Source organism: Brachybacterium muris (assembly GCF_016907455.1).
Taxonomy (GTDB): domain Bacteria; phylum Actinomycetota; class Actinomycetes; order Actinomycetales; family Dermabacteraceae; genus Brachybacterium; species Brachybacterium muris.
Genome location: NZ_JAFBCB010000001.1, coordinates 3582174 through 3599167, shown reverse-complemented (window position 1 = coordinate 3599167; position 16994 = coordinate 3582174). Strand labels below are relative to the sequence as shown.

The 16994-nt window shown below is 71.7% G+C and carries 21 protein-coding genes; 12 read left to right on the top strand and 9 right to left on the bottom strand.

Annotation, left to right across the window (positions count from 1 at the left end):
• The first annotated feature begins 82 nt into the window (after window positions 1–82).
• On the top strand, window positions 83–1447 hold the full coding sequence (locus JOD52_RS16630) for an MFS transporter (protein WP_204411315.1): 1365 nt from the start codon (window positions 83–85) through the stop codon (window positions 1445–1447).
• 12 nt (window positions 1448–1459) lie between these two features.
• Entirely contained in the window at window positions 1460–2368 is a 909-nt protein-coding gene (locus tag JOD52_RS16625; RefSeq protein ID WP_204411313.1) for a hypothetical protein, read from the top strand.
• Window positions 2369–2548: 180 nt separating this feature from the next.
• Here the strand turns inward: JOD52_RS16625 and JOD52_RS16620 are convergent, their stop codons facing one another.
• Complete coding sequence (locus tag JOD52_RS16620) at window positions 2549–3376, bottom strand: methyltransferase domain-containing protein (protein WP_204411311.1); 828 nt, start codon at window positions 3374–3376, stop codon at window positions 2549–2551.
• 145 nt (window positions 3377–3521) lie between these two features.
• Between JOD52_RS16620 and JOD52_RS16615 the strand changes: the two genes are divergently transcribed.
• Window positions 3522–4289 (top strand): VIT1/CCC1 transporter family protein, encoded by a 768-nt coding sequence (locus JOD52_RS16615; RefSeq protein WP_204411309.1) that lies wholly within the window; start codon window positions 3522–3524, stop codon window positions 4287–4289.
• 28 nt (window positions 4290–4317) lie between these two features.
• On the opposite strand, the gene JOD52_RS16610 is transcribed toward JOD52_RS16615, so the two are convergent.
• The gene (locus JOD52_RS16610; protein WP_204411307.1) at window positions 4318–4737 is read right to left on the bottom strand and encodes a hypothetical protein; all 420 of its coding nucleotides are present in this window, start codon (window positions 4735–4737) and stop codon (window positions 4318–4320) included.
• 328 nt (window positions 4738–5065) lie between these two features.
• Between JOD52_RS16610 and JOD52_RS16605 the strand changes: the two genes are divergently transcribed.
• From JOD52_RS16605 to JOD52_RS16585, 5 genes are all read left to right on the top strand, one after another.
• Window positions 5066–6601 (top strand): purine-cytosine permease family protein, encoded by a 1536-nt coding sequence (locus JOD52_RS16605; protein ID WP_204411819.1) that lies wholly within the window; start codon window positions 5066–5068, stop codon window positions 6599–6601.
• Window positions 6602–6640: 39 nt separating this feature from the next.
• Window positions 6641–6868 (top strand): hypothetical protein, encoded by a 228-nt coding sequence (locus JOD52_RS16600; protein ID WP_204411306.1) that lies wholly within the window; start codon window positions 6641–6643, stop codon window positions 6866–6868.
• 9 nt (window positions 6869–6877) lie between these two features.
• Window positions 6878–7657: an SDR family oxidoreductase gene (locus tag JOD52_RS16595; protein WP_204411304.1), complete on the top strand. Its 780-nt coding sequence runs from the start codon at window positions 6878–6880 to the stop codon at window positions 7655–7657.
• A gap of 38 nt (window positions 7658–7695) precedes the next feature.
• The gene (locus tag JOD52_RS16590) at window positions 7696–8298 is read left to right on the top strand and encodes a cysteine hydrolase family protein (RefSeq protein ID WP_204411302.1); all 603 of its coding nucleotides are present in this window, start codon (window positions 7696–7698) and stop codon (window positions 8296–8298) included.
• Window positions 8299–8514: 216 nt separating this feature from the next.
• On the top strand, window positions 8515–8853 hold the full coding sequence (locus JOD52_RS16585; protein ID WP_204411300.1) for a hypothetical protein: 339 nt from the start codon (window positions 8515–8517) through the stop codon (window positions 8851–8853).
• Window positions 8854–8862: 9 nt separating this feature from the next.
• Here the strand turns inward: JOD52_RS16585 and JOD52_RS16580 are convergent, their stop codons facing one another.
• The 3 genes from JOD52_RS16580 to JOD52_RS16570 are packed head-to-tail and all read right to left on the bottom strand — an operon-like array spanning window position 8863 to window position 11286.
• Window positions 8863–9216 carry a hypothetical protein gene (locus JOD52_RS16580; protein WP_193865067.1) on the bottom strand — a complete coding sequence of 118 codons (354 nt, stop codon included), beginning with the start codon at window positions 9214–9216 and terminating at the stop codon, window positions 8863–8865.
• 24 nt (window positions 9217–9240) lie between these two features.
• Window positions 9241–10611, bottom strand: coding sequence for a CoA transferase (locus JOD52_RS16575; protein ID WP_204411298.1), 1371 nt, complete (start codon window positions 10609–10611; stop codon window positions 9241–9243).
• A 33-nt stretch (window positions 10612–10644) separates the two neighbouring features.
• Entirely contained in the window at window positions 10645–11286 is a 642-nt protein-coding gene (locus tag JOD52_RS16570) for a class I SAM-dependent methyltransferase (RefSeq protein ID WP_204411296.1), read from the bottom strand.
• An 89-nt stretch (window positions 11287–11375) separates the two neighbouring features.
• Here JOD52_RS16570 and JOD52_RS16565 point away from each other — a divergent pair, with 89 nt between their 5' ends.
• Complete coding sequence (locus JOD52_RS16565; RefSeq protein WP_204411295.1) at window positions 11376–11927, top strand: DUF488 domain-containing protein; 552 nt, start codon at window positions 11376–11378, stop codon at window positions 11925–11927.
• Here JOD52_RS16565 and JOD52_RS16560 read toward each other — a convergent pair.
• Window positions 11924–12856, bottom strand: coding sequence for a sulfite exporter TauE/SafE family protein (locus JOD52_RS16560; protein ID WP_204411293.1), 933 nt, complete (start codon window positions 12854–12856; stop codon window positions 11924–11926). The two genes, JOD52_RS16565 and JOD52_RS16560, sit on opposite strands and share 4 nt — an antisense overlap.
• Before the next feature lie 177 nt (window positions 12857–13033).
• On the opposite strand from JOD52_RS16560, the gene JOD52_RS16555 reads away from it, so the two are divergent.
• The 3 genes from JOD52_RS16555 to JOD52_RS16545 all read left to right on the top strand — a co-directional run bounded on the left by JOD52_RS16555 (window position 13034) and on the right by JOD52_RS16545 (window position 15531).
• Window positions 13034–14203, top strand: coding sequence for a phosphotransferase family protein (locus tag JOD52_RS16555; RefSeq protein WP_204411291.1), 1170 nt, complete (start codon window positions 13034–13036; stop codon window positions 14201–14203).
• Window positions 14193–15002, top strand: coding sequence for a fructosamine kinase family protein (locus JOD52_RS16550; protein ID WP_204411290.1), 810 nt, complete (start codon window positions 14193–14195; stop codon window positions 15000–15002). Before JOD52_RS16555 ends, JOD52_RS16550 begins: the two co-directional genes overlap by 11 nt.
• An 88-nt stretch (window positions 15003–15090) precedes the next feature.
• On the top strand, window positions 15091–15531 hold the full coding sequence (locus JOD52_RS16545) for a pyrimidine dimer DNA glycosylase/endonuclease V (protein ID WP_204411288.1): 441 nt from the start codon (window positions 15091–15093) through the stop codon (window positions 15529–15531).
• Window positions 15532–15541: 10 nt separating this feature from the next.
• Here the strand turns inward: JOD52_RS16545 and JOD52_RS17360 are convergent, their stop codons facing one another.
• From JOD52_RS17360 to JOD52_RS17350, 3 genes are read right to left on the bottom strand one after another with little or no spacing between them, the layout of a single operon-like run.
• Window positions 15542–15946 carry a YncE family protein gene (locus tag JOD52_RS17360; RefSeq protein ID WP_239551950.1) on the bottom strand — a complete coding sequence of 135 codons (405 nt, stop codon included), beginning with the start codon at window positions 15944–15946 and terminating at the stop codon, window positions 15542–15544.
• A complete protein-coding gene (locus JOD52_RS17355) occupies window positions 15922–16239 on the bottom strand; it encodes a hypothetical protein (RefSeq protein ID WP_239551949.1) in 318 nt (105 codons plus the stop codon). The genes JOD52_RS17360 and JOD52_RS17355 overlap by 25 nt, the downstream gene beginning before the upstream one ends.
• Window positions 16236–16838, bottom strand: coding sequence for a hypothetical protein (locus tag JOD52_RS17350; RefSeq protein ID WP_239551948.1), 603 nt, complete (start codon window positions 16836–16838; stop codon window positions 16236–16238). The genes JOD52_RS17355 and JOD52_RS17350 overlap by 4 nt, the downstream gene beginning before the upstream one ends.
• Window positions 16839–16994 lie beyond the last annotated feature (156 nt).

The window sequence follows — 16994 nt, the reverse complement described above, 5'->3', positions numbered from 1 at the left end:
TCCGCCTCGCGCGGCCTGCGCGGCCATCGGCCCTGGCCCGTCCTGGTCCCTGGCGGGAGGCACTTCCGAAAGACCTGGTTCCGTGGTCTCCTCTTCCTCCAGCGCGATTGCGCGCTACCGCTCCCTGCCCACGATCGCTTCCGGCTCCTGGATGGCGCTGGCGATGGCCGCCCGCGCGCCCTACGCGATGATCCCGCTGGGCACGATGACGGCGATCACCGTCTCCACCGGCTCGATCGCGACCGGTGGCCTGGCCTCCGGTCTGGTTGCTGCCGCCAGCGCCGTGGCGGGCCCGCTCATCGGCCGCGCCGCCGACCGCTCCGGTCAGCGCCGCGTGCTGACGATCCTCACCCCCCTCAATGCGATCGCCCTGGGCCTGCTGCTGCTGGCGGCCCTGCAGGCCTGGGACGGCCCCCTGCTGTGGGCGATCTGCCTGTTCACCGGTGGGACCGCGGTGCCGGTGGGCTCCTTCACCCGTGCCCGCTGGGTGGAGCTGGCCCGCGACCCCAAGGACCTGGGAACGGCCCTCTCCTACGAATCCACGGTCGACGAGCTGAGCTTCGTGCTGGGCCCGGCCCTGGTGGGCATCGCCGCCTCCACCGCGTTCTCCGCCGCCCCGCTGGCGATCGCCGCGGCGCTGGTGGCGCTGGCCGGGATCCCCTTCGCGCTGACCACCCCGCGCAGCGAGCACGCTGTCGCGATCGGGGCCGGGGCCGGGGCCGGGGCCACCGAGCGGACCGGCGACGGCACCACCGAGGCGACCGCCCCGCATCGTGCCTCCACCCGCACCGTGACCGGGGAGATGCCCGCCATCGGCTCCGTCCCCTCGGACGCCCCCTTCGCCGAGCACCGCACGCCCGCTCCGGTATCGGCCTCCACACCCGCCCCGTCGATCAAGCGGGTGCTGCTGGCAGTGCTGCCGGCGATCGTGGTGATGGTGTGCATCGGCACCTTCTTCGGCTCCGTGCAGGCCGGCACCACCGCGCGGGCCGACCTCCTCGGCGCAGCAGGATCCGCCGGCATCGTGTACGCGTTCATGGGGCTGACCTCCGCCCTCACCGCCCTACTGGTGGTGCTGCTGCCGGATTCCGTGACCCTTGCGGCACGGGTGCTGGTGGGCGGCGCTGGCATGGCCGTGTTCATCGCCCTCACCGCCTTCACGGGGTCCCTGACGATGACCGGCGTGACGCTGATGATCGCGGGCCTGTTCATCGGGCCGACGATGGTCACCGCGTTCTCCCTGACCGAGCGGCGCACCCCGCCGGGCGGCACCGGGGTGGCGATGACCTCCATGCAGTCCTCGGTGACGGTGGGCCAGGCGGCCGGAGCGTCCCTGGGTGGGGCGCTGGCCGCATCCATCGGCGCGCAGGGCGCGTACGGCCTGGCCACCCTGGTGAGCATCGTGATCGCCCTGGTGGGCGGGTTCGTGGTGCTGCGCCGGCGCTAGTGTGGGCTCGTGATGTCCCAGCCGAACGGCGACGGTCCGCGCCTGCCCGACTTCCGCGGCGGCGAGGTCCCGCCATCTGCCGCAGCCGGCCCCTCGGCCGGGGCGGCCACACGCCCGCGTCGGCCCCTGAGTGGTCCCACGATCGCGATGATGGCCGTCGGCGCCATGGCGCTGCTGCTGGTAATCACCCTGATCGTGCTGACCCTGACCGTGTTCCGCCCCTCTAACGAACCCCCGGCGGCGGCACCGCCCACCGTCACCGAGCCCGAGCAGCGCGAGCCCGCCGACGGGGAGTACGTGCCCGGCGGCGAGGAAGCCCCGGAGCCCACCTCCGAGGAGGTCACGCACATCCAGGCCCCCACCGCGCTGTGCGAGTTCCCCACCCAGGAGCCCGCTGTACCCCAGACGGGCTCGGTGCGCACCAGCGGTGACCTGTCCTTCACGGTGCCCGAGGGCTGGGGCGGCAGCGGAGTGGACTGGAGCGGTTCCCTCCCCTACGCCACGGAGGTGGCCTCGGCCGACAGGCAGGTGTCCCAGGGCTACTTCGCCCTCGCCCAGGTGGGGCAGGTGGAGTGGTCCGAGGAGCAGGGCGGCTACCCCGGCGCGGAGCGCGCAGCGATGGCGTACGTGCAGTGCCACCTCACCCGCCCCGAGGGCGTGGAGATGTACGGCGAGGAGCCGCTGATGACGCAGTACGTCTCCGAGTCCACCCAGGTGGATGGCCACGAGGCGTGGATCGTGCGCGGAGTGGTGGAGGTGCAGAATCCGGGCACCATCACCGAGTACAGCTCGGTGGAGATGGTGGCGATCGTGGTGGAGACCCCCAGCGGCCCGGCCGTGCTCAAGGTGACCGGCCCGGCCGACATCCCGGAGCGTGCTGCGGACGTCCAGGCCGTCGTGGACAGCCTCACCGTGGGGTGAGGGGCCCGCGCCCCGTCGTCGCTGCCGGGCCTGATGCGCGCGCTGTTCCGCACCGAGACCGGGGACGCAGCCGGTGCGGAGACGGCGTGGCTAAGGGCCCTGGAGCTGGCCGGCAACAGCGGCGACCGCGCGTTCATCGAACGCAGGCTCAGGGACTGAGAACCGCTGTAACAGCAGCGCTCAGGGCCGGGCCAGGATCTCCGCGTGCAGCAGGGTGAACCAGCCGTCGGGGTCGTTCGCCCAGGTGGTCCAGGCTTCGGCGATCGACGCGAGCTCGGCGGCGTCGGCCCAGCCCTCGCGCACGATCTGCTCCCCCAGCGGCGCGCCGGTGATGCGACCGACCCACGCACCCGCCCAGGCGGCGCGGCCTTCCGGGGTGGCGTACAGCTGGGTCGAGGCCAGCGGCGTCACCTCCGTGAAGCCCACCTGGTGCGCCCACGCCAGCAGGCGCCTGCCGGCGTCGGGGGTGCCCCCGTTCTGGCGGGCCGCCCGCAGGTACAGCTCCCGCCAGCGGTCCAGCGCGGGCACGTCCGGGTACCACCGGAAGGCCTCGTAGTCGCTGTCGCGCACCGACACCAGGCCACCCTCGCTGGTGACACGGCGCATCTGTGCCAGCACGGTGACGGGATCGGCCACGTGCTGGAGCACCTGATGGGCGTGGACCACGTCGAAGCTGCCGGACTCGAAGGGCAGGTCATGGGCATCGCCCACCACCACCTCCGTCTGCTCGAGCCCCTGGGCCTGCAGCTCGGCGCGGGTGATGGCGGCTGCTTCCTCGCGCACCTCGAGGGCCACCAGGTTCTCGGGGCCGACGATGCGGGCCAGATCCGCGGTGATGGTGCCGGCGCCGCTGCCCACGTCCAGCAGTCGCTGGCCCTCACGCAGGTGCGGCAGCAGGTGAGCGGCGGAGTTCTGGGCGGTGCGGTGGCGATGGCTGTTCAGCACCGCGTCCCCATAGCCGTGGGTGTAGGAGCCGTGGGCACCGGTGGTCGATGGCGTCGCTGACATGTCGGCACGCTACGGAGTGGGGCGCGGCGGGGGAAGCACCGCCCGGATACCGGGACCCGGCACGCGCGGGCAAGGAACTGTCACCACCGGTGAGGTTAGGCGAAGCTTGCTTGCGGAACGCTCTGGACAGGAGTTTTATCGTTGTATGAGCACCGCCGACCCCACCTTCGACACCGCCACCGCCGCTGATCCCTCCACTGCCGGCGAGGCTCCCTCGGCTCGCCGGGAGACCGGGTACCAGCAGCGGCTGAACCAGCTGCGGGCCGCGGTGCTGGGGGCGAACGACGGCATCGTCTCGGTCGCTGCCACCGTGGTCGGCGTGGCCGGCGTGACCACCGCGACCGGCCCGATCCTCGCGGCAGGGACCGCCGCGGTGGTGGGCGGGGCGGTGTCGATGGCGCTGGGTGAGTACGTGTCGGTCTCCAGCCAGTCGGACTCGGAGAAGGCGAAGATCAGCGCTGCGAAGCAGGAGCTGGAGCAGGATCCGCGGTCCGCTCACGATGAGCTGGCGGCCCATTGGCGCGACCAGGGCCTCGCGCCGGAGACCGCCGAGCAGGTGGCCACCGAGCTGCAGCGGCAAGACGCGCTGGGGGCACGCCTGTCGATCGAGGGCGACATCGATCCGGACGACATCGTCAGCCCGTGGCATGCGGCGATCGCCTCGTTCCTGGCGTTCTTCCTGGGGGCGCTGCTGCCGATGGCAGCGATCCTCCTGCCCCCGCCAGAGCTGCGGATCCCCATCACCTTCGCCTCCACGCTGGTGGCGCTGGCGCTGACGGGGTGGATCGCGGCGAAGGTGGGCGATGCGAACCCGGTGCGGGCCTCGCTGCGCGTGGTGCTCGGTGGCGCGCTGGCCCTGGGGGTCACCTTCGTGATCGGCTCCCTGCTGGGCCAGGCGGGCCTGAACATCTGAGCTGGCGCGCCCGCCGCGGAGCCCCGCCTCAGGTGCGGGGCGGCGCTCCCCCGGCGGCGAGGTGGTCGAGCAGGTCCACGATGTGCCCGCACCACTCCTTGTTGCCGAGGTCCACCTTCACGGTCATGGGCTTCCCGTTGCGCCTATGCACGTGCACGCGGCCGGTGATCCACTTCTTCTCGAAGGATGCGCCGGCGACTTCGGCGGCGACCACCTGATCCCGCACCCTCCAGCCGCGGAACATGCCGTACCAGGCGTGCACCACGCGCCGATCCGTGATCACCAAGAACGGCCAGGAGTCGCCCACATTCCTGCACACCAGGATCTCGTAGACCGTTTCGTCTGGTTCCAGGACCTGCTCGGGCAGCGTGATCGTGAGGCCGCCTCCGCGCTGAGGGTTGCGCATGTCGGCAGCGAGGAACGTCTGCAGTGCCCGCGTCCACGCCATCCACCCACGGTAACGCCCGCCTGCCCACGCTCACCCTGCGGGCACGCTCGGCGGTGGTGAGGCGGGGTCTGGGCCGAGGGGGTGCGGGACACACAGTTCCTTCCGGGGGTGCAGGGACGGTGCGGGCTGGGCGGGGACGGCGGCCCGGCGCTGCTCGCGGCGTGCCCCCGTCGGCCGCGTTGCTCGTCTGCGAGGATATGCCCACCCACGTAATCCCCCTCCTCACCCTCCGGAGGCGACTGTGTCGTCCACTCCCCCCTCCTCTGACCGTCCCGGCGAGGCCCCCCGCTATCCCGGCACCGGTCCCGACGGACCCAGCGGCGGTGCAATCCAGCCCGGCGCCCCCGTGGCCACCACCGCCACCGCCGGCGGCGGGCTGATCGAGACCGCAGGCATCGAGATCATCGGCGAGTCCGAGCGCACCGCGAAGCCGCGGGACCTGTTCTGGTCGTGGTTCGCCGCCAACGTGTCCGTGTTCGGCATGAGCTACGGCTCCTACCTGCTGGGCTTCGGCATCTCCTTCTGGCAGGCCACGATCGTGGCGCTGATCGGCATCCCCATCAGCTTCGCGCTGTGCGGTCTGGTCGCCATCGCCGGCAAGCGCGGCAGCGCGCCCACGATGGTGCTCTCCCGTGCGGCGTTCGGCGTGCACGGCCAGAAGGTGCCGGGCATCGTCTCCTGGCTCACCTCGATCGGCTGGGAGACCAGCCTGGCGATCACCGCCGTCCTGGCCACCGCCACTGTGCTGGACACCCTCGGGGTGGCCTCCGGCGGGGTGGTCACCGTGATCGCGGCGATCCTCATCGCGCTGCTGATCGTGACCGCCTCGGTGCTGGGCTACCACACGATCATGAAGCTGCAGTCGATCCTGACCTGGGCCACCGGCGCGATGACCATGCTGTTCATGATCCTCACCATCCCGCACATCGACCTGACTGCGGTGATGAGCGCCCCGGCCGGCCCGCCCCAGGCGATGATCGGCGGCCTGGTGATGGTGATGACCGGCTTCGGGCTGGGCTGGATCAACATCGCGGCCGACTGGTCGCGCTACCAGAAGCGCTCCACCTCCGACGGGAAGATCGTCGCCTGGAACACCATCGGCGGTGCTGCGGCCCCCATGGTGCTGGTGATCTTCGGCCTGCTGCTGGCCGGCTCCGACCCCGAGCTGCTCACCGCGATCGAGGGCGATCCGATCGGTGCGCTGATCTCGATCCTGCCGCTCTGGGCGCTGATCCCGTTCTGGATCGTGGCGGTGCTGACGCTGGTCTCCGGCGCGGTGCTGGGCATCTACTCCTCGGGCCTGACCCTGCTGAGCCTCGGGATCGACATCCCCCGCCCCGCGGCCGCCGCGATCGACGGCGTGATCCTCACGATCGGCACCATCTGGGTGGCGTTCTTCGCCAGCAGCTTCGTGGGCCCCTTCCAGAGCTTCCTGATCACCCTCGGTGTCCCGGTCGCAGCCTGGGCCGGCATCCTCATCGCCGACGTGCTCACCCGCCGCGCCGACTACGACGAGGCCGCCCTGTTCGATGCGAAGGGCCGCTACGGCGCCTTCGACTGGACCTCCTTGATCACCATGGCGGTCGCCTCGATCCTGGGCTGGGGCCTGGTGGTCAACTCCTTCGCCGACGACGCCCCCTGGAACAACTGGCAGGGCTACCTGCTGGAGCCCCTGGGCCTGGGCACCTTCGTGGAGGACCCGGCCGGCTCCTACTGGGACGGCAACTGGGCCTACGCCAACCTGGGCGTGCTGCTGGCGCTGGTGCTGAGCTTCCTGGTCACCCTCGTGGCGCGCCACGGGAAGATCCGCCGCCAGGAGGAGGGTGCCGTGGCGCGGGGCGAGTCCGTGCTGAGCGCGGACTGAGGCGCGGGGCCGGGCAACGGCGCCGGGAAAGAGGAAGCGATGGCGCACAAGCCCGTCACGGTGACCGCGGCCGAACGTCAGGTGACCTGCACACACTGCCGCGGTGTCTGGTTCTGGCCGCGGAACGTGGTGATGAGCAGCGGCACGGCGACGTTCTTCGACCTCGACGCGTTCAGTCCCCAGGTCACCATGCTCTCCTGCTCCGGCTGCGGGAAGGTGGAGATGTTCCAGCCGTCGACGATCCAGCTGCACCAGCATCCCGGATAGCGTCGACCCATGCACTCCACTTCTCCACTCCCCGACACCGCTCTGATCACTGGTGCCGGCCGTGGGCGGAATATCGGATCCGCGATCGCGCGCGGGCTTGCGGCCGACGGCTTCGATCTGGCCCTGTCCTGGTCCGCGCAGTACGACCAACGGGTCAACCGCGAACACTCCGACGTGGAGCTGCTCGCCCAGGAGCTGCGCGAGACCGGGGCCCGGGTGGAGCTGTTGCCCGGGGACCTCTCCGACCCGGAGGTCCCCGCCGCTCTGGTGGAGGCGGCCCTGGAGGCGATCGGCCCTCTCGGTGCGCTGGTGATGTGCCACTGTGAGTCGGTGGACTCCTCGATACTGGACACCACGGTGGAAAGCTTCGACCGGCACTACGCGGTCAACGTGCGCGCCACCTGGCTGCTGCTGAAGGCCTTCGCCGAGCAGGTGGAGCCCGGCACCGACACCCCCGGCGGGGCGGCGATCGCCCTGACCAGCGATCACACCGTGCACAACCTTCCCTACGGCGCCACCAAGGGGGCGCTGGACCGCCTGGTGCTGGCCGGCACCGCGGAGCTGGCGGATCGCGGCATCCGCACCAACGTGATCAACCCCGGACCGATCGACACCGGCTGGATGACCGACGAGATCCGCGCCGCCGGTGCCGCGGCCACTCCGGGCGGGCAGCTGGGCGAGCCGGAGACCGTCGCTGATCTGGTGCGCTTCCTGCTGTCCGAGCAGGGCGGCTGGATCCGCGGCCAGCTGCTGTTCTCCAACGGCGGGTTCCATACGCCAGCGGTGTGAGCCGCCCGCGCACATCCTGCTGCGCCTACAGTTCCCGTATGGACACCGTCGCGCCTGGTACTCCCACTCCTGACACCGCCCCCTGGCTGCTGGTCGTGGACCCGCAGCGGATCTTCGCCGATCCCACCTCGGAATGGGCCTCCCCGTTCTTCCCCTCGGCGATGGGGAACATCCGCGCCCTGGCCGCCCACGTCGGCTCCGAGCACACCCTGGTGACCCGCTGGCTGCCCACCGCCGACCGCGACACCGCCTGGGGCGCCTACTTCGCGGCCTGGCCCTTCGCCGACGTTCCCGCCGAGGACCCGCTGTACGAACTGGTGGAGGATGCGCAGGCGCTCTCCGCGCACCCCACGGTGGATGAGCCCACCTTCGGCAAGTGGGGGCCGAAGCTCGAAGCGATCGTCGGCCGCGCCCCGCAGCTGCTGGTCACGGGGGTCTCGACCGACTGCTGCGTGATCACCACCGTGCTCGCCGCGGCCGATGCGGGCGCGCACGTGACCGTGGTGACCGACGCAGTCGCCCCCTCGACGGCCGAGAACGGGCAGGCGGCACTGCAGGTGATGGGCCTGTTCCCACCCCAGGTGCAGCTGCGCTCCACGCGGGAGGTCCTGGAGTCGGTGCCACCGCGGGCGGGGGCCTGAGTCATGGTCTCCCGTGTCGAGGCCAATGACGGGAGGCTCACCCGGAAAACTGGGCGAGGGCGGTCGTGGACGGCGATGGCCGGCGCGTGTCTGCTCCTGACCAGTTGTGGGCTTGACCTGGGAGGCCTGGGGCCCGGCACGCCCTCCCCGTCGGAGCCGCCATCGTCGAGCGATCCTCCTGTCGAACCTCCCACGCTGAGCTCGGAGCTGCTGCCCGTGGGGACGCAGCAGCTGGAGATCGAGGTGGGTGAGACCGCGCAGATCTACTGGGGCGGCAGCAGCACGAGCGTCGGCGACAACTGGGGCGTGCTCTCCGTGGAGCCGGAGGGTGTCGCCGAGGCCGGGTTCGTCAGCGGTGACTCGGTGCTGGGCTTCGAGGACTGGGAGGACACCTCCACCGGGGGCGACGGGCCGACCGCGCTCGAGGTCACAGGGATCGCGCCGGGTACGGCGACGATCCGCGTGCAGTACTGCTTCCGCGAGGAGCTCGCCGAGGACTGCGATCCGGGATCGGAGGACGGGTACCCGACGGACGTGACCGTCACGGTGCGCTGACCGGCTCCCTCAGCTCCCGCGCACGAATGCGAGCGCTTCGCGCACCAGCGGCAGCCACGCCTGGTAGGCCTGATCGGGCGTGTCGGCGGAGGGCAGTTCGAACCACTCCTTCATGGTGCGGGTGCCCATGGTGACCGGGGCGGCTTCGCCTGCCGCGATCAGTTCCTGCCCCCGGGCGTGCGGGAGCTTCACGATCAGCTCGCCGTCGAACCCCAGGAAGGCGAGGATCGTGCCGCCCACCCGCAGGCCGGGGCTGCGGAACATGGTGCCCACCTCGACGTCACCCTCGGAGCCGACCCCCCGGGCGAGGTCATGCAGCACGCCGACCAGATCGGCACGCGGATCCTCGGGTGCGAGCTTCATGGGCACCTCCCAACTCAGTGGCACTCAGCCTGTCACCGATGGGGGCACCGCACCAGAGGCCCCTCCGTCCCAATGAGGCCGGGCGGTGCCGTACTCCGCGATCGGCCCGCTGATCGGCGCGCCGTCGAGGGTGAGCGGAACCGGGACGGTGCGCACCCGTCCGTGCGGGGTGTCGAGGTCGACCGTGGCCGGGCCCGCGCCGCCCGAGTCCGGCCCGGCACCGCCCGCACCGGCATCGATCGCGTTGCCTGCTTGCGCCGTGTCGTCCTCGCGCAGCGCATCCCCGCCGGCCCGTTCCGGCACCGCACGCCGCAGCAGCTCCCGCGCGGCACCGAGCAGGTTCACGTGCACCCGCCCGCCGCGGGCATCGGCCAGCAGGTCGATCACCCGAGCAGCGAGCAGGTACCCGCTGGAGTGGTCCAGGGCCTGCACCGGCAGTGCCCCGGGGCGCCCGTCCTCACCTCCGCACACACTGGCGATACCGGTCGCGGCCTGCACGATCGAGTCGAACCCCGCCGTGCTCCCCCACGGCCCGTGCTCGCCCCACGCACTGAGTGAGCCGATCACCAGATGCGGGAAGCGCTGTGCGAGGCCTGCCGGGGCGAGACCGAACCGGTCCAGCGATCCGGGTCGGTAGCCCAGCAGCACCACGTCCGCCCCGGGCAGCAGGTGCTCGTGCAGGACATCCAGGTGCTTGCCCAGGTCGAGCTGTGCGGAACGCTTGCCCATGCCGGTGGACAGGTGGTGCTCCAGCAGCTCCGGGCAGTGTGGCGGGTCGATGCGCAGCACCTCGGACCCCAGGCAGCCCAACAGCTGGGAGCAAACGGGCCCGGCGATCACCCGGGTGAGGTCCAGGACCCGCACCCCCTGAAGCGGCACGTCCTGGGCAGCACCCAGCACTCGCCGCTCCGCACCGGGCAGCACCCGGTGCCAGGGGACGTCACAGGTCGCCCGGTGGTGGGGATGCTGCTCCCACTGCGCCGGGGAGCGCACCACGGTGGCGATGCCACCGGCCGCCTGCACCCGTTCCTCCACCTGCGCGGCTGGAAGGCGCGAGACGGCCGCAGCCAGCTCCTCCGGGCCGCCCACCTGGAGCGATGCCCGGATCGCCTCCGCGTGGTGGGGGAAGTTGCCGTGGAGTCGCACCCACCCGTCGGCCGCCTCGACGAAGCCGCTGAGCGGGGCCCACCCCGGTGCCGGGCGCCCGTCGATGCGCAGGTGGCCGATCGCATCGAAGGCGCCGACGATCAGCGCTGCGGAGGTCCCCACCTCGGCATCGATCCCCCTCAGCCCCGCCACGCGCTCGACGGCTCGGCGCGCCTGCTCGACCGAGTCGGCAGCGAGGCCTCCGACGTCGAGCGATCCCGGCCAGTCACGGATCAGCGGTGGTTCCACGCGGCCAGGGTACGTGCGGCCTCGCGGCCGCGGTCAGCGGCGGGCGATGACAGTGAACGTGTGCCAGTGCTTGGGCCCGCCGAAGGAGTGGCCGTCGTACTCCCTCTCCTCCACCTCGGCACTCGCCCAGCCCTGCAGCAGGTCCTCGACCTGCGAGCGGGAGAGGAACGTGCCGTCGGTCACTGCCCAGTCGTCGTTCTCCCCGAACAGGTCGATCGCGAGCACCCCGCCGGGCCGCACCGCGGCGACGATGCTGCGCCACAGGCCGCCGAACGCCGCTCGCGGCACGAAGGACAGGGTCGCGCAGGAGAGCAAGAGGTCAGCGGAGGGCAGATCGGCGATCGACTCCAGCACCGTGGTGGAGTGGTGCACGGGATGCCGCGCGGCCAGCTGGCGCAGGGCGGGTTCGACGGAGGGATCGGCATCGTAGGTCCACACCTCGTAGCCCTGCCGGGCCAGGAACTCCGCCTCGATGCCGATCCCGCTGCCCAGCTCCACGGCGGTGGGGCGCTCATCCCCGTCAGCGGCCCCGGGCCCGGTCGGGCGTGGCACCGCAGCGTCGGCCGTGCCCTGTGCCGCAGTCTCGACTGCGCGCACCGCCAGGGGCCTGACCGGTCTGCCCTGCTGGGCCGCGTTGTACGCGGAGAAGTCCCGATCCTCTGTACGCCTCTGCATGGATGACCCCTCGCTCCGGCTGACAGCGACCGGTACCGCTGCCTGACGATATCGGTCCGCGCCGGTACTCGGCGTGCCATGCTGGGCAGATGCCTCCTCCTCTGATCACCGTCGGCCACGGCCGTCTCGACCGCGACGAGCTCACCGCGCTGCTGAGCGGCGCAGGGATCGAGCGCCTGGTGGACGTGCGCCGCTTCCCCGGCAGCCGGGCGAACGACGCCGCGGCCCGCGGCCAGGTGGAGGCGATCTGCGAAGCCGCAGGCATCGACTACCGGTGGGAGGAGCGCCTGGGAGGGAGGCGTCGCCTCACCAAGGAGCAGGACTCCGCCTCCCCTGACGTCTGGTGGCGGGTAGCCGCGTTCCGGGCCTACGCCGCCTGGACCCGCGAGCCGGAGTTCCGGGCAGCGGTCGCAGACCTCCTCGTCGACATCGACGCCGCCCGCACCGCGGTGATGTGCTCGGAGTCGGTGTGGTGGCGCTGCCACCGGCGGATCATCGCCGACGTGATCACACTGGAGCAGGGGATACTCGTGGAGCACCTGATGCCCAGCGGTGACCTGCGCATTCACGAGCCCAGCGAGGGAGCCCGGTTGGACACCGAGGGGCACGTGGTCTGGGACGGGGAGGAGGCCAGCACCTAGCCCAGCAGCGTGTTCCCCAGCGTCACCGCTGCGACCCCGCCCAGCAGCGCCGCGAAGATCAGGGTGAGGGTGGAGGCGCGCGCCTTGGCGGAGAGCGGGCCGCCCAGCATGCCGCCCACTGCGGACCCGGCAGCGAACAGCAGCGTGACGGTCCAGTCCACGCTCACGTCGGTGCCGATGCGGGCGAGCAGGCTGGCGGCGGTGGTGACGATCATGACCAGCAGACTGGTGCCGGAGGCTCGGCGCATCGCCAGGCCCAGGGCGATCACCAGCATCGGCACCACGATGAAACCGCCACCCACCCCGAAGAACCCGGTGAGGAACCCGGTCAGGGATGCCGCGGCGATGACCCAGGGCAGGCGAGGACCCCGGCGGCCGTCAACTGCGGCCGTGGGGCCGTGCGGAGGCTCGAGGTCGGTCTTCCCGTGGTGGGTGAGGGTGCCGTCGGCGGCGATCACGGTGTCGGGGCCGGGGGCGTCGAGCACGGGGTCGTCATGGAACGCGAGCGGTTCCTCGCCCTCGTGCGTGCCGTGGGCGGCGCTCTTTCGGTCCTCCTGGCGGCGGCCTGCGATGCCGCGCCGCAGCATCACGATCGCCACCACCGTCAGCATGGAGCCGAACAGGATCAGCAGCAGCGTGGGGTCCACCAGCACCGACAGGCGGGAACCGAGCACGGCCCCCACCACGGATACCCCGGCGAACACCAGGCCGTCGCGCCAGGCCACATTGCGCTTGCGGGCGTGATGGGGGATCGAGAACAGGGCCGTGATCAGCACGATCAGCAGGCTGGAGGCGGTGGCGGCGTGCGGGTCCTGGGACAGCAGGAACACCAGCACGGGCACCGCGAGGATCCCTCCACCAGCGCCGAGGGCACCCACGACCAGGCCCACCCCTACGCCGACGGCGATCGCGAGCAGTGCCAACTCCATCAGGGAAGCCTCCGGGGTTCAGGACAGGTGGGGGCGTCGGTCAGCGCCTGGACCATCGTAGTTCCCGGCCCCGCAACGGCAACGGCCGGGACAGGAGCAGGGGCGGCGCACGCCAGGGGCTGCACGGCAGGGCGGCGGGACAAGGACGGGTGGAATACTCGGGGCAGGAGGCCACCGATGCAGAGCACCCCTGCCCACGATCCGTCCGCCGCACCCGATCCCGTGAGCCCCGCCATGGGTGAGCGCCTGCAGCAGGCGTGGAGCAACGGGACCCTGGTGCTGCCGATGCGGGACGACCACTCCCCCGTGCGCCTGCCGGGACTGCACAAGTCGGTGCTGCCGCCGTCGCTGTCCGGATCGGCACGGGTGGAGCTGGTGGGGGTGGGTGAGCGGTTCGCCGCGTGGAGGCTCACCCCGCAGGAGAACGCCTCGGTGATCGTGCGGATCCCCCATGTGGCCCCGGCCGAGCTGCATCAGAGCCTGGCTCACGAGATCGCGGCGCTCACCCTGATCCCCGCCGAGGTGGGGCCGGACCCGATCGCCTTCCACGACGACGCGGCCACCAGCCCCATCGGCCACCCGTACGTGGTGGCCACCGACATGCCCGGCCGTGCCGCCGCACCGGAGACCTGGACCCCTGCACACCTGGCCGCGCACGCCGAGCACCTGGCCCACCTGCACACGGTGCCCGCCCCCGGGCGCGGCCCTGTCTCCCTCGGAGAGGACCCCTGGGCGCAGCTCCCTGCCGGGCCGCCCGGCCTGCTCACCGAGGTGGAGCAGCTGGTGGAGCAGTGGAGGCAGCAGCATGCGGCGGTGATCGCCGAGCACCACCTGGAACCGTTCCTGGAGGCCGCCCTCGTGGCCGTGGCCGGGATCGAGCCGGAGATCGCTGCGATGGCCGGCACGGACGGCTTCGTGCTGGCCCACGGTGACCTGTGCTCCACCAACGTGCTGTGGAGCCACCCGGAGGCCGAAGACGACCAGCCGGTGGTGCGGTACATCGACTTCGAGTGGGCGCAGGCCGACGACCCTGCCCGCGACCTGGCCATCATCGGCGGGCCGGTGCACGGCGGCCCCTGGTACGTCCCGATGGACGAGCCGCAGGTGGAGACATTCGTCGACCACTACCTGCGGGCCCGCACCGAACACGGGGAGGTGCCCTTCTCGGTGGCCGACGTTCCCTCGCTGCGCCGCCGGATGAACGCCTGGACGGCGTACGAGCGCACCGCGATGCTGGTGCACGTGGCCTCCCGGGCCTCAACCCAGGTGGCGCATCAGCGGGTGCTGCCGCGACTGAGGTCCACCTTGGCGGCGTTCCTTGGGATCGAGGGCCGCGATGATGCGTGAACGGGGCCAGCCGGATTCGTTCGTGAAGTCCAGGGCCGACGCCCCCGCGGGCTTCTTCGAGACCGAGGCAGCGGGGCTGCGGTGGCTGGCCGAACCAGGCGTGGTCCCCGTGGTGGAAGTGCTGGAGGTGCAGGAGAACGCCCTGCACCTGGAGCGCCTGGACCCGGCACCGCCCACCGCCGAGGCGGCCCGCGCCTTCGGCGAGCGCCTCGCGGCACTGCACGATGCCGGAGCACCCGGTTTCGGCTGGTCACCGGGGCGGGCGGCGTGGTTCGGCCCCCTCGATGATCCCTTCGAGGTGCCCACCGACTCGCGTGGCTCCTTCGCGGAGTTCTGGGCGGGCGATCGCCTGCGACCGCTGCTGGAAGCCTCGTCAGCCACTCTCGGGACCGACGGCGCAACCCGCGTGGGTGCCGCCGTCGATGCGATCGCCGCGGGGGTGTTCGACGGGATCAGCGGGGAAGGTGCCGAGCAGCCCAGCCGGGTGCACGGGGACCTGTGGTCCGGCAACGTGATGTGGACGCCGGGTGGTGCGGTGCTGATCGACCCGGCCGCGCATGGCGGGCACCGCCTGGAGGACCTGGCGATGCTGTCGCTGTTCGGTGCGCCGCACCTGGAGGAGATCTATGCCGGGTACCAGCAGTCGCATCCGCTTCCCACCGGCTGGCGGGAGGACCTGTGCGCGCATGTGCTGTTCGGGCTGCTGGCGCACGTGCACCTGTTCGGGAGCGGATACGTGGCGCAGGCGGTCTCGACGGCCGATGCGGTGGTGACCCGGGCACGGCACCTGCGCGGATGAACCGGAGAGTGTGAGATCCGCAGGGCGAGCAGCGGGTGAGCCAGGGTTCAGCCGAGGCGCGGCCGCGCCGCCTGGCACACTGCGGTTCATGCGTCTGTGGAGCCTGCACCCGTCCCTGCTGGACCGCGCGGCCCTGGTGGCCGGCTGGCGAGAGACCCTGCTGGCACAGAAGGTGCTGGACGGAGGCACCCGCGGCTACACCCATCACCCGCAGCTGCGGCGGTTCCGCGCCCAACCGGCTCCGCTCGAGGCGATCGGTGCCTACCTGGGTGCTCTGCAGCAGGAAGCCACCGATCGGGGCTACCGCTTCGACGTCACCAGGATCCTGCATCCGACGGCCATCGGTTCCATCCCGTCGATCCCGGTGACCACCGGTCAGCTCGCCTACGAGCTGGAGCACCTGCGTCGCAAGGTGGAGGGACGCGCCCCGGAGTGGCTGCCCCGTCTGTCCGAGGAGGGCGTCACGCCGCGGGCCCACCCGCTGCTGCAGGTGGGCCCGGGGGATGTGGAGGACTGGGAGGTGCGCTGATCCCTATGGGTCAGTGGTCGTGACCCTCGTGGTCGTGATGGCCGTCGTGGCCTCCGGCGTCGCTGGTCTCGCCCTCGTGGTCGTGACCGTCATGGTCGTGGGCCTCGTGGTCCTCGCCCTCCTCGGTATGACCGACCGTGTACTCACCGGACGCGGTCCCGGTGGTCACTTGGATCTCGTGCGGCACCACGGTCAGCTCCAGCTCGCGGTAGGTCTTGCCGCTGGCCACGTCCACCATGGTCAGCTTCTTGGAGGCGGGGTCCACCACGAAAGCGGTCCCGTCGGCCACGGCCATCATCGGGCCGGGCTGCTGCCACTCATCGGGCTCGCTCCATTCCGCAGCGACCGGGACCTCGTGAAGGACCTTCCCGCTCTCGGGGTCCAGGATGTTCAGCTCGCCGTCGTAGGCGAGCACCAGGGCCTCGCCGTTCCGCCGTTCGGGCCGCGGTCCAGGGAGCGGAACCAGTAGGGGGAGCCCAGGTCCACTGTCTTCATGGTGTGGTCGCGGGTGTCGATCAGGGCGACTTCGGTGGGTCGCTCGATGTCGGCTGCTGGATCCTTCTCCACCTTGTGATCGGCCAGCACGATCGGCGAGGAGGGGTGGCCCTTCTGGTTGCCCGAGCGCTGGTAGTCGAGCTCCACGGGCACCTTGTGGAACGCTCCGTCGCGGTACACGACCGGGCCGTTCTCGCAGCCGAGGGAGATCACGTCGCCGCTCTCGCTGGGCTTCGCGGCGGCCCCCCGTGGATGCCGGGGCAGTCATCGGTCTGGGCGACGACCTTGCCGGTGGCGGTCTCCTGGACCTTACCGAGGGTGCCGTCGGTGAGCGAGGCAGGGTCGAACAGGGTGACCGCTCCGGTGCCGTCGGCGAACAGAGCGGTGCGGCCGGCATGCGGTACCACGTGCCCCGGATGCGGAGCCTGGACGGTGATGTCGGTGAGGGCCGGGTCCTGCACGTAGGAGTGGAAATGGTCGCCGTGCCCCTGGGCCAGCAGCCCGGTGTCGTAGAAGGTGAAGCCGTCCGCGGTGCTGAGGGCCACGTGGCGGCCGTCGCCTGCGGGGTTCAGCCGCACGTAGCCCTCCACGTCGGCGCTGCCCAGTACGGCACCATCTGCGGAGTCGATGGTGGTCACGCCGCCGTCGTGGGCCAGCACGATGCGCGGGGTGAGGGCGGCGACCTCGGTGCGGTCGGAGCTGACGGCGGTCTCGCCGCCGGTGTCGGAGGCCCCGCTGGCGGCGGAACCGCCCGCACCGGGCGTGGGGCTGCAGGCGGCCAGAGCCAGCACGCCAAGACCGAGCACGGACACAAGCCGACGGGTAGTGATAATCGTTCGCATAGATGCCTTGCGAGGAGGCTACCAGCGTATGAGAACCATTCCTATCTGAGAAGATGAGCCGTCCGTCCCAGGCGGCGCATCGGTGCAGGCACCGGTCGCTCGACGGCCGACGGCCGGCACCGCAGG

What these genes read in the sequence shown, in the direction of transcription:
- JOD52_RS16625 (WP_204411313.1), top strand. Translation starts at nt 1,460, where the DNA reads ATGTCCCAGCCGAACGGCGACGGTCCGCGCCTGCCCGACTTCCGCGGC.
- JOD52_RS16620 (WP_204411311.1), bottom strand. Translation starts at nt 3,376, where the DNA reads ATGTCAGCGACGCCATCGACCACCGGTGCCCACGGCTCCTACACCCAC.
- JOD52_RS16615 (WP_204411309.1), top strand. Translation starts at nt 3,522, where the DNA reads ATGAGCACCGCCGACCCCACCTTCGACACCGCCACCGCCGCTGATCCC.
- JOD52_RS16610 (WP_204411307.1), bottom strand. Translation starts at nt 4,737, where the DNA reads ATGGCGTGGACGCGGGCACTGCAGACGTTCCTCGCTGCCGACATGCGC.
- JOD52_RS16600 (WP_204411306.1), top strand. Translation starts at nt 6,641, where the DNA reads ATGGCGCACAAGCCCGTCACGGTGACCGCGGCCGAACGTCAGGTGACC.
- JOD52_RS16595 (WP_204411304.1), top strand. Translation starts at nt 6,878, where the DNA reads ATGCACTCCACTTCTCCACTCCCCGACACCGCTCTGATCACTGGTGCC.
- JOD52_RS16590 (WP_204411302.1), top strand. Translation starts at nt 7,696, where the DNA reads ATGGACACCGTCGCGCCTGGTACTCCCACTCCTGACACCGCCCCCTGG.
- JOD52_RS16580 (WP_193865067.1), bottom strand. Translation starts at nt 9,216, where the DNA reads ATGAAGCTCGCACCCGAGGATCCGCGTGCCGATCTGGTCGGCGTGCTG.
- JOD52_RS16570 (WP_204411296.1), bottom strand. Translation starts at nt 11,286, where the DNA reads ATGCAGAGGCGTACAGAGGATCGGGACTTCTCCGCGTACAACGCGGCC.
- JOD52_RS16565 (WP_204411295.1), top strand. Translation starts at nt 11,376, where the DNA reads ATGCCTCCTCCTCTGATCACCGTCGGCCACGGCCGTCTCGACCGCGAC.
- JOD52_RS16560 (WP_204411293.1), bottom strand. Translation starts at nt 12,856, where the DNA reads ATGGAGTTGGCACTGCTCGCGATCGCCGTCGGCGTAGGGGTGGGCCTG.
- JOD52_RS16555 (WP_204411291.1), top strand. Translation starts at nt 13,034, where the DNA reads ATGCAGAGCACCCCTGCCCACGATCCGTCCGCCGCACCCGATCCCGTG.
- JOD52_RS16550 (WP_204411290.1), top strand. Translation starts at nt 14,193, where the DNA reads ATGATGCGTGAACGGGGCCAGCCGGATTCGTTCGTGAAGTCCAGGGCC.
- JOD52_RS16545 (WP_204411288.1), top strand. Translation starts at nt 15,091, where the DNA reads ATGCGTCTGTGGAGCCTGCACCCGTCCCTGCTGGACCGCGCGGCCCTG.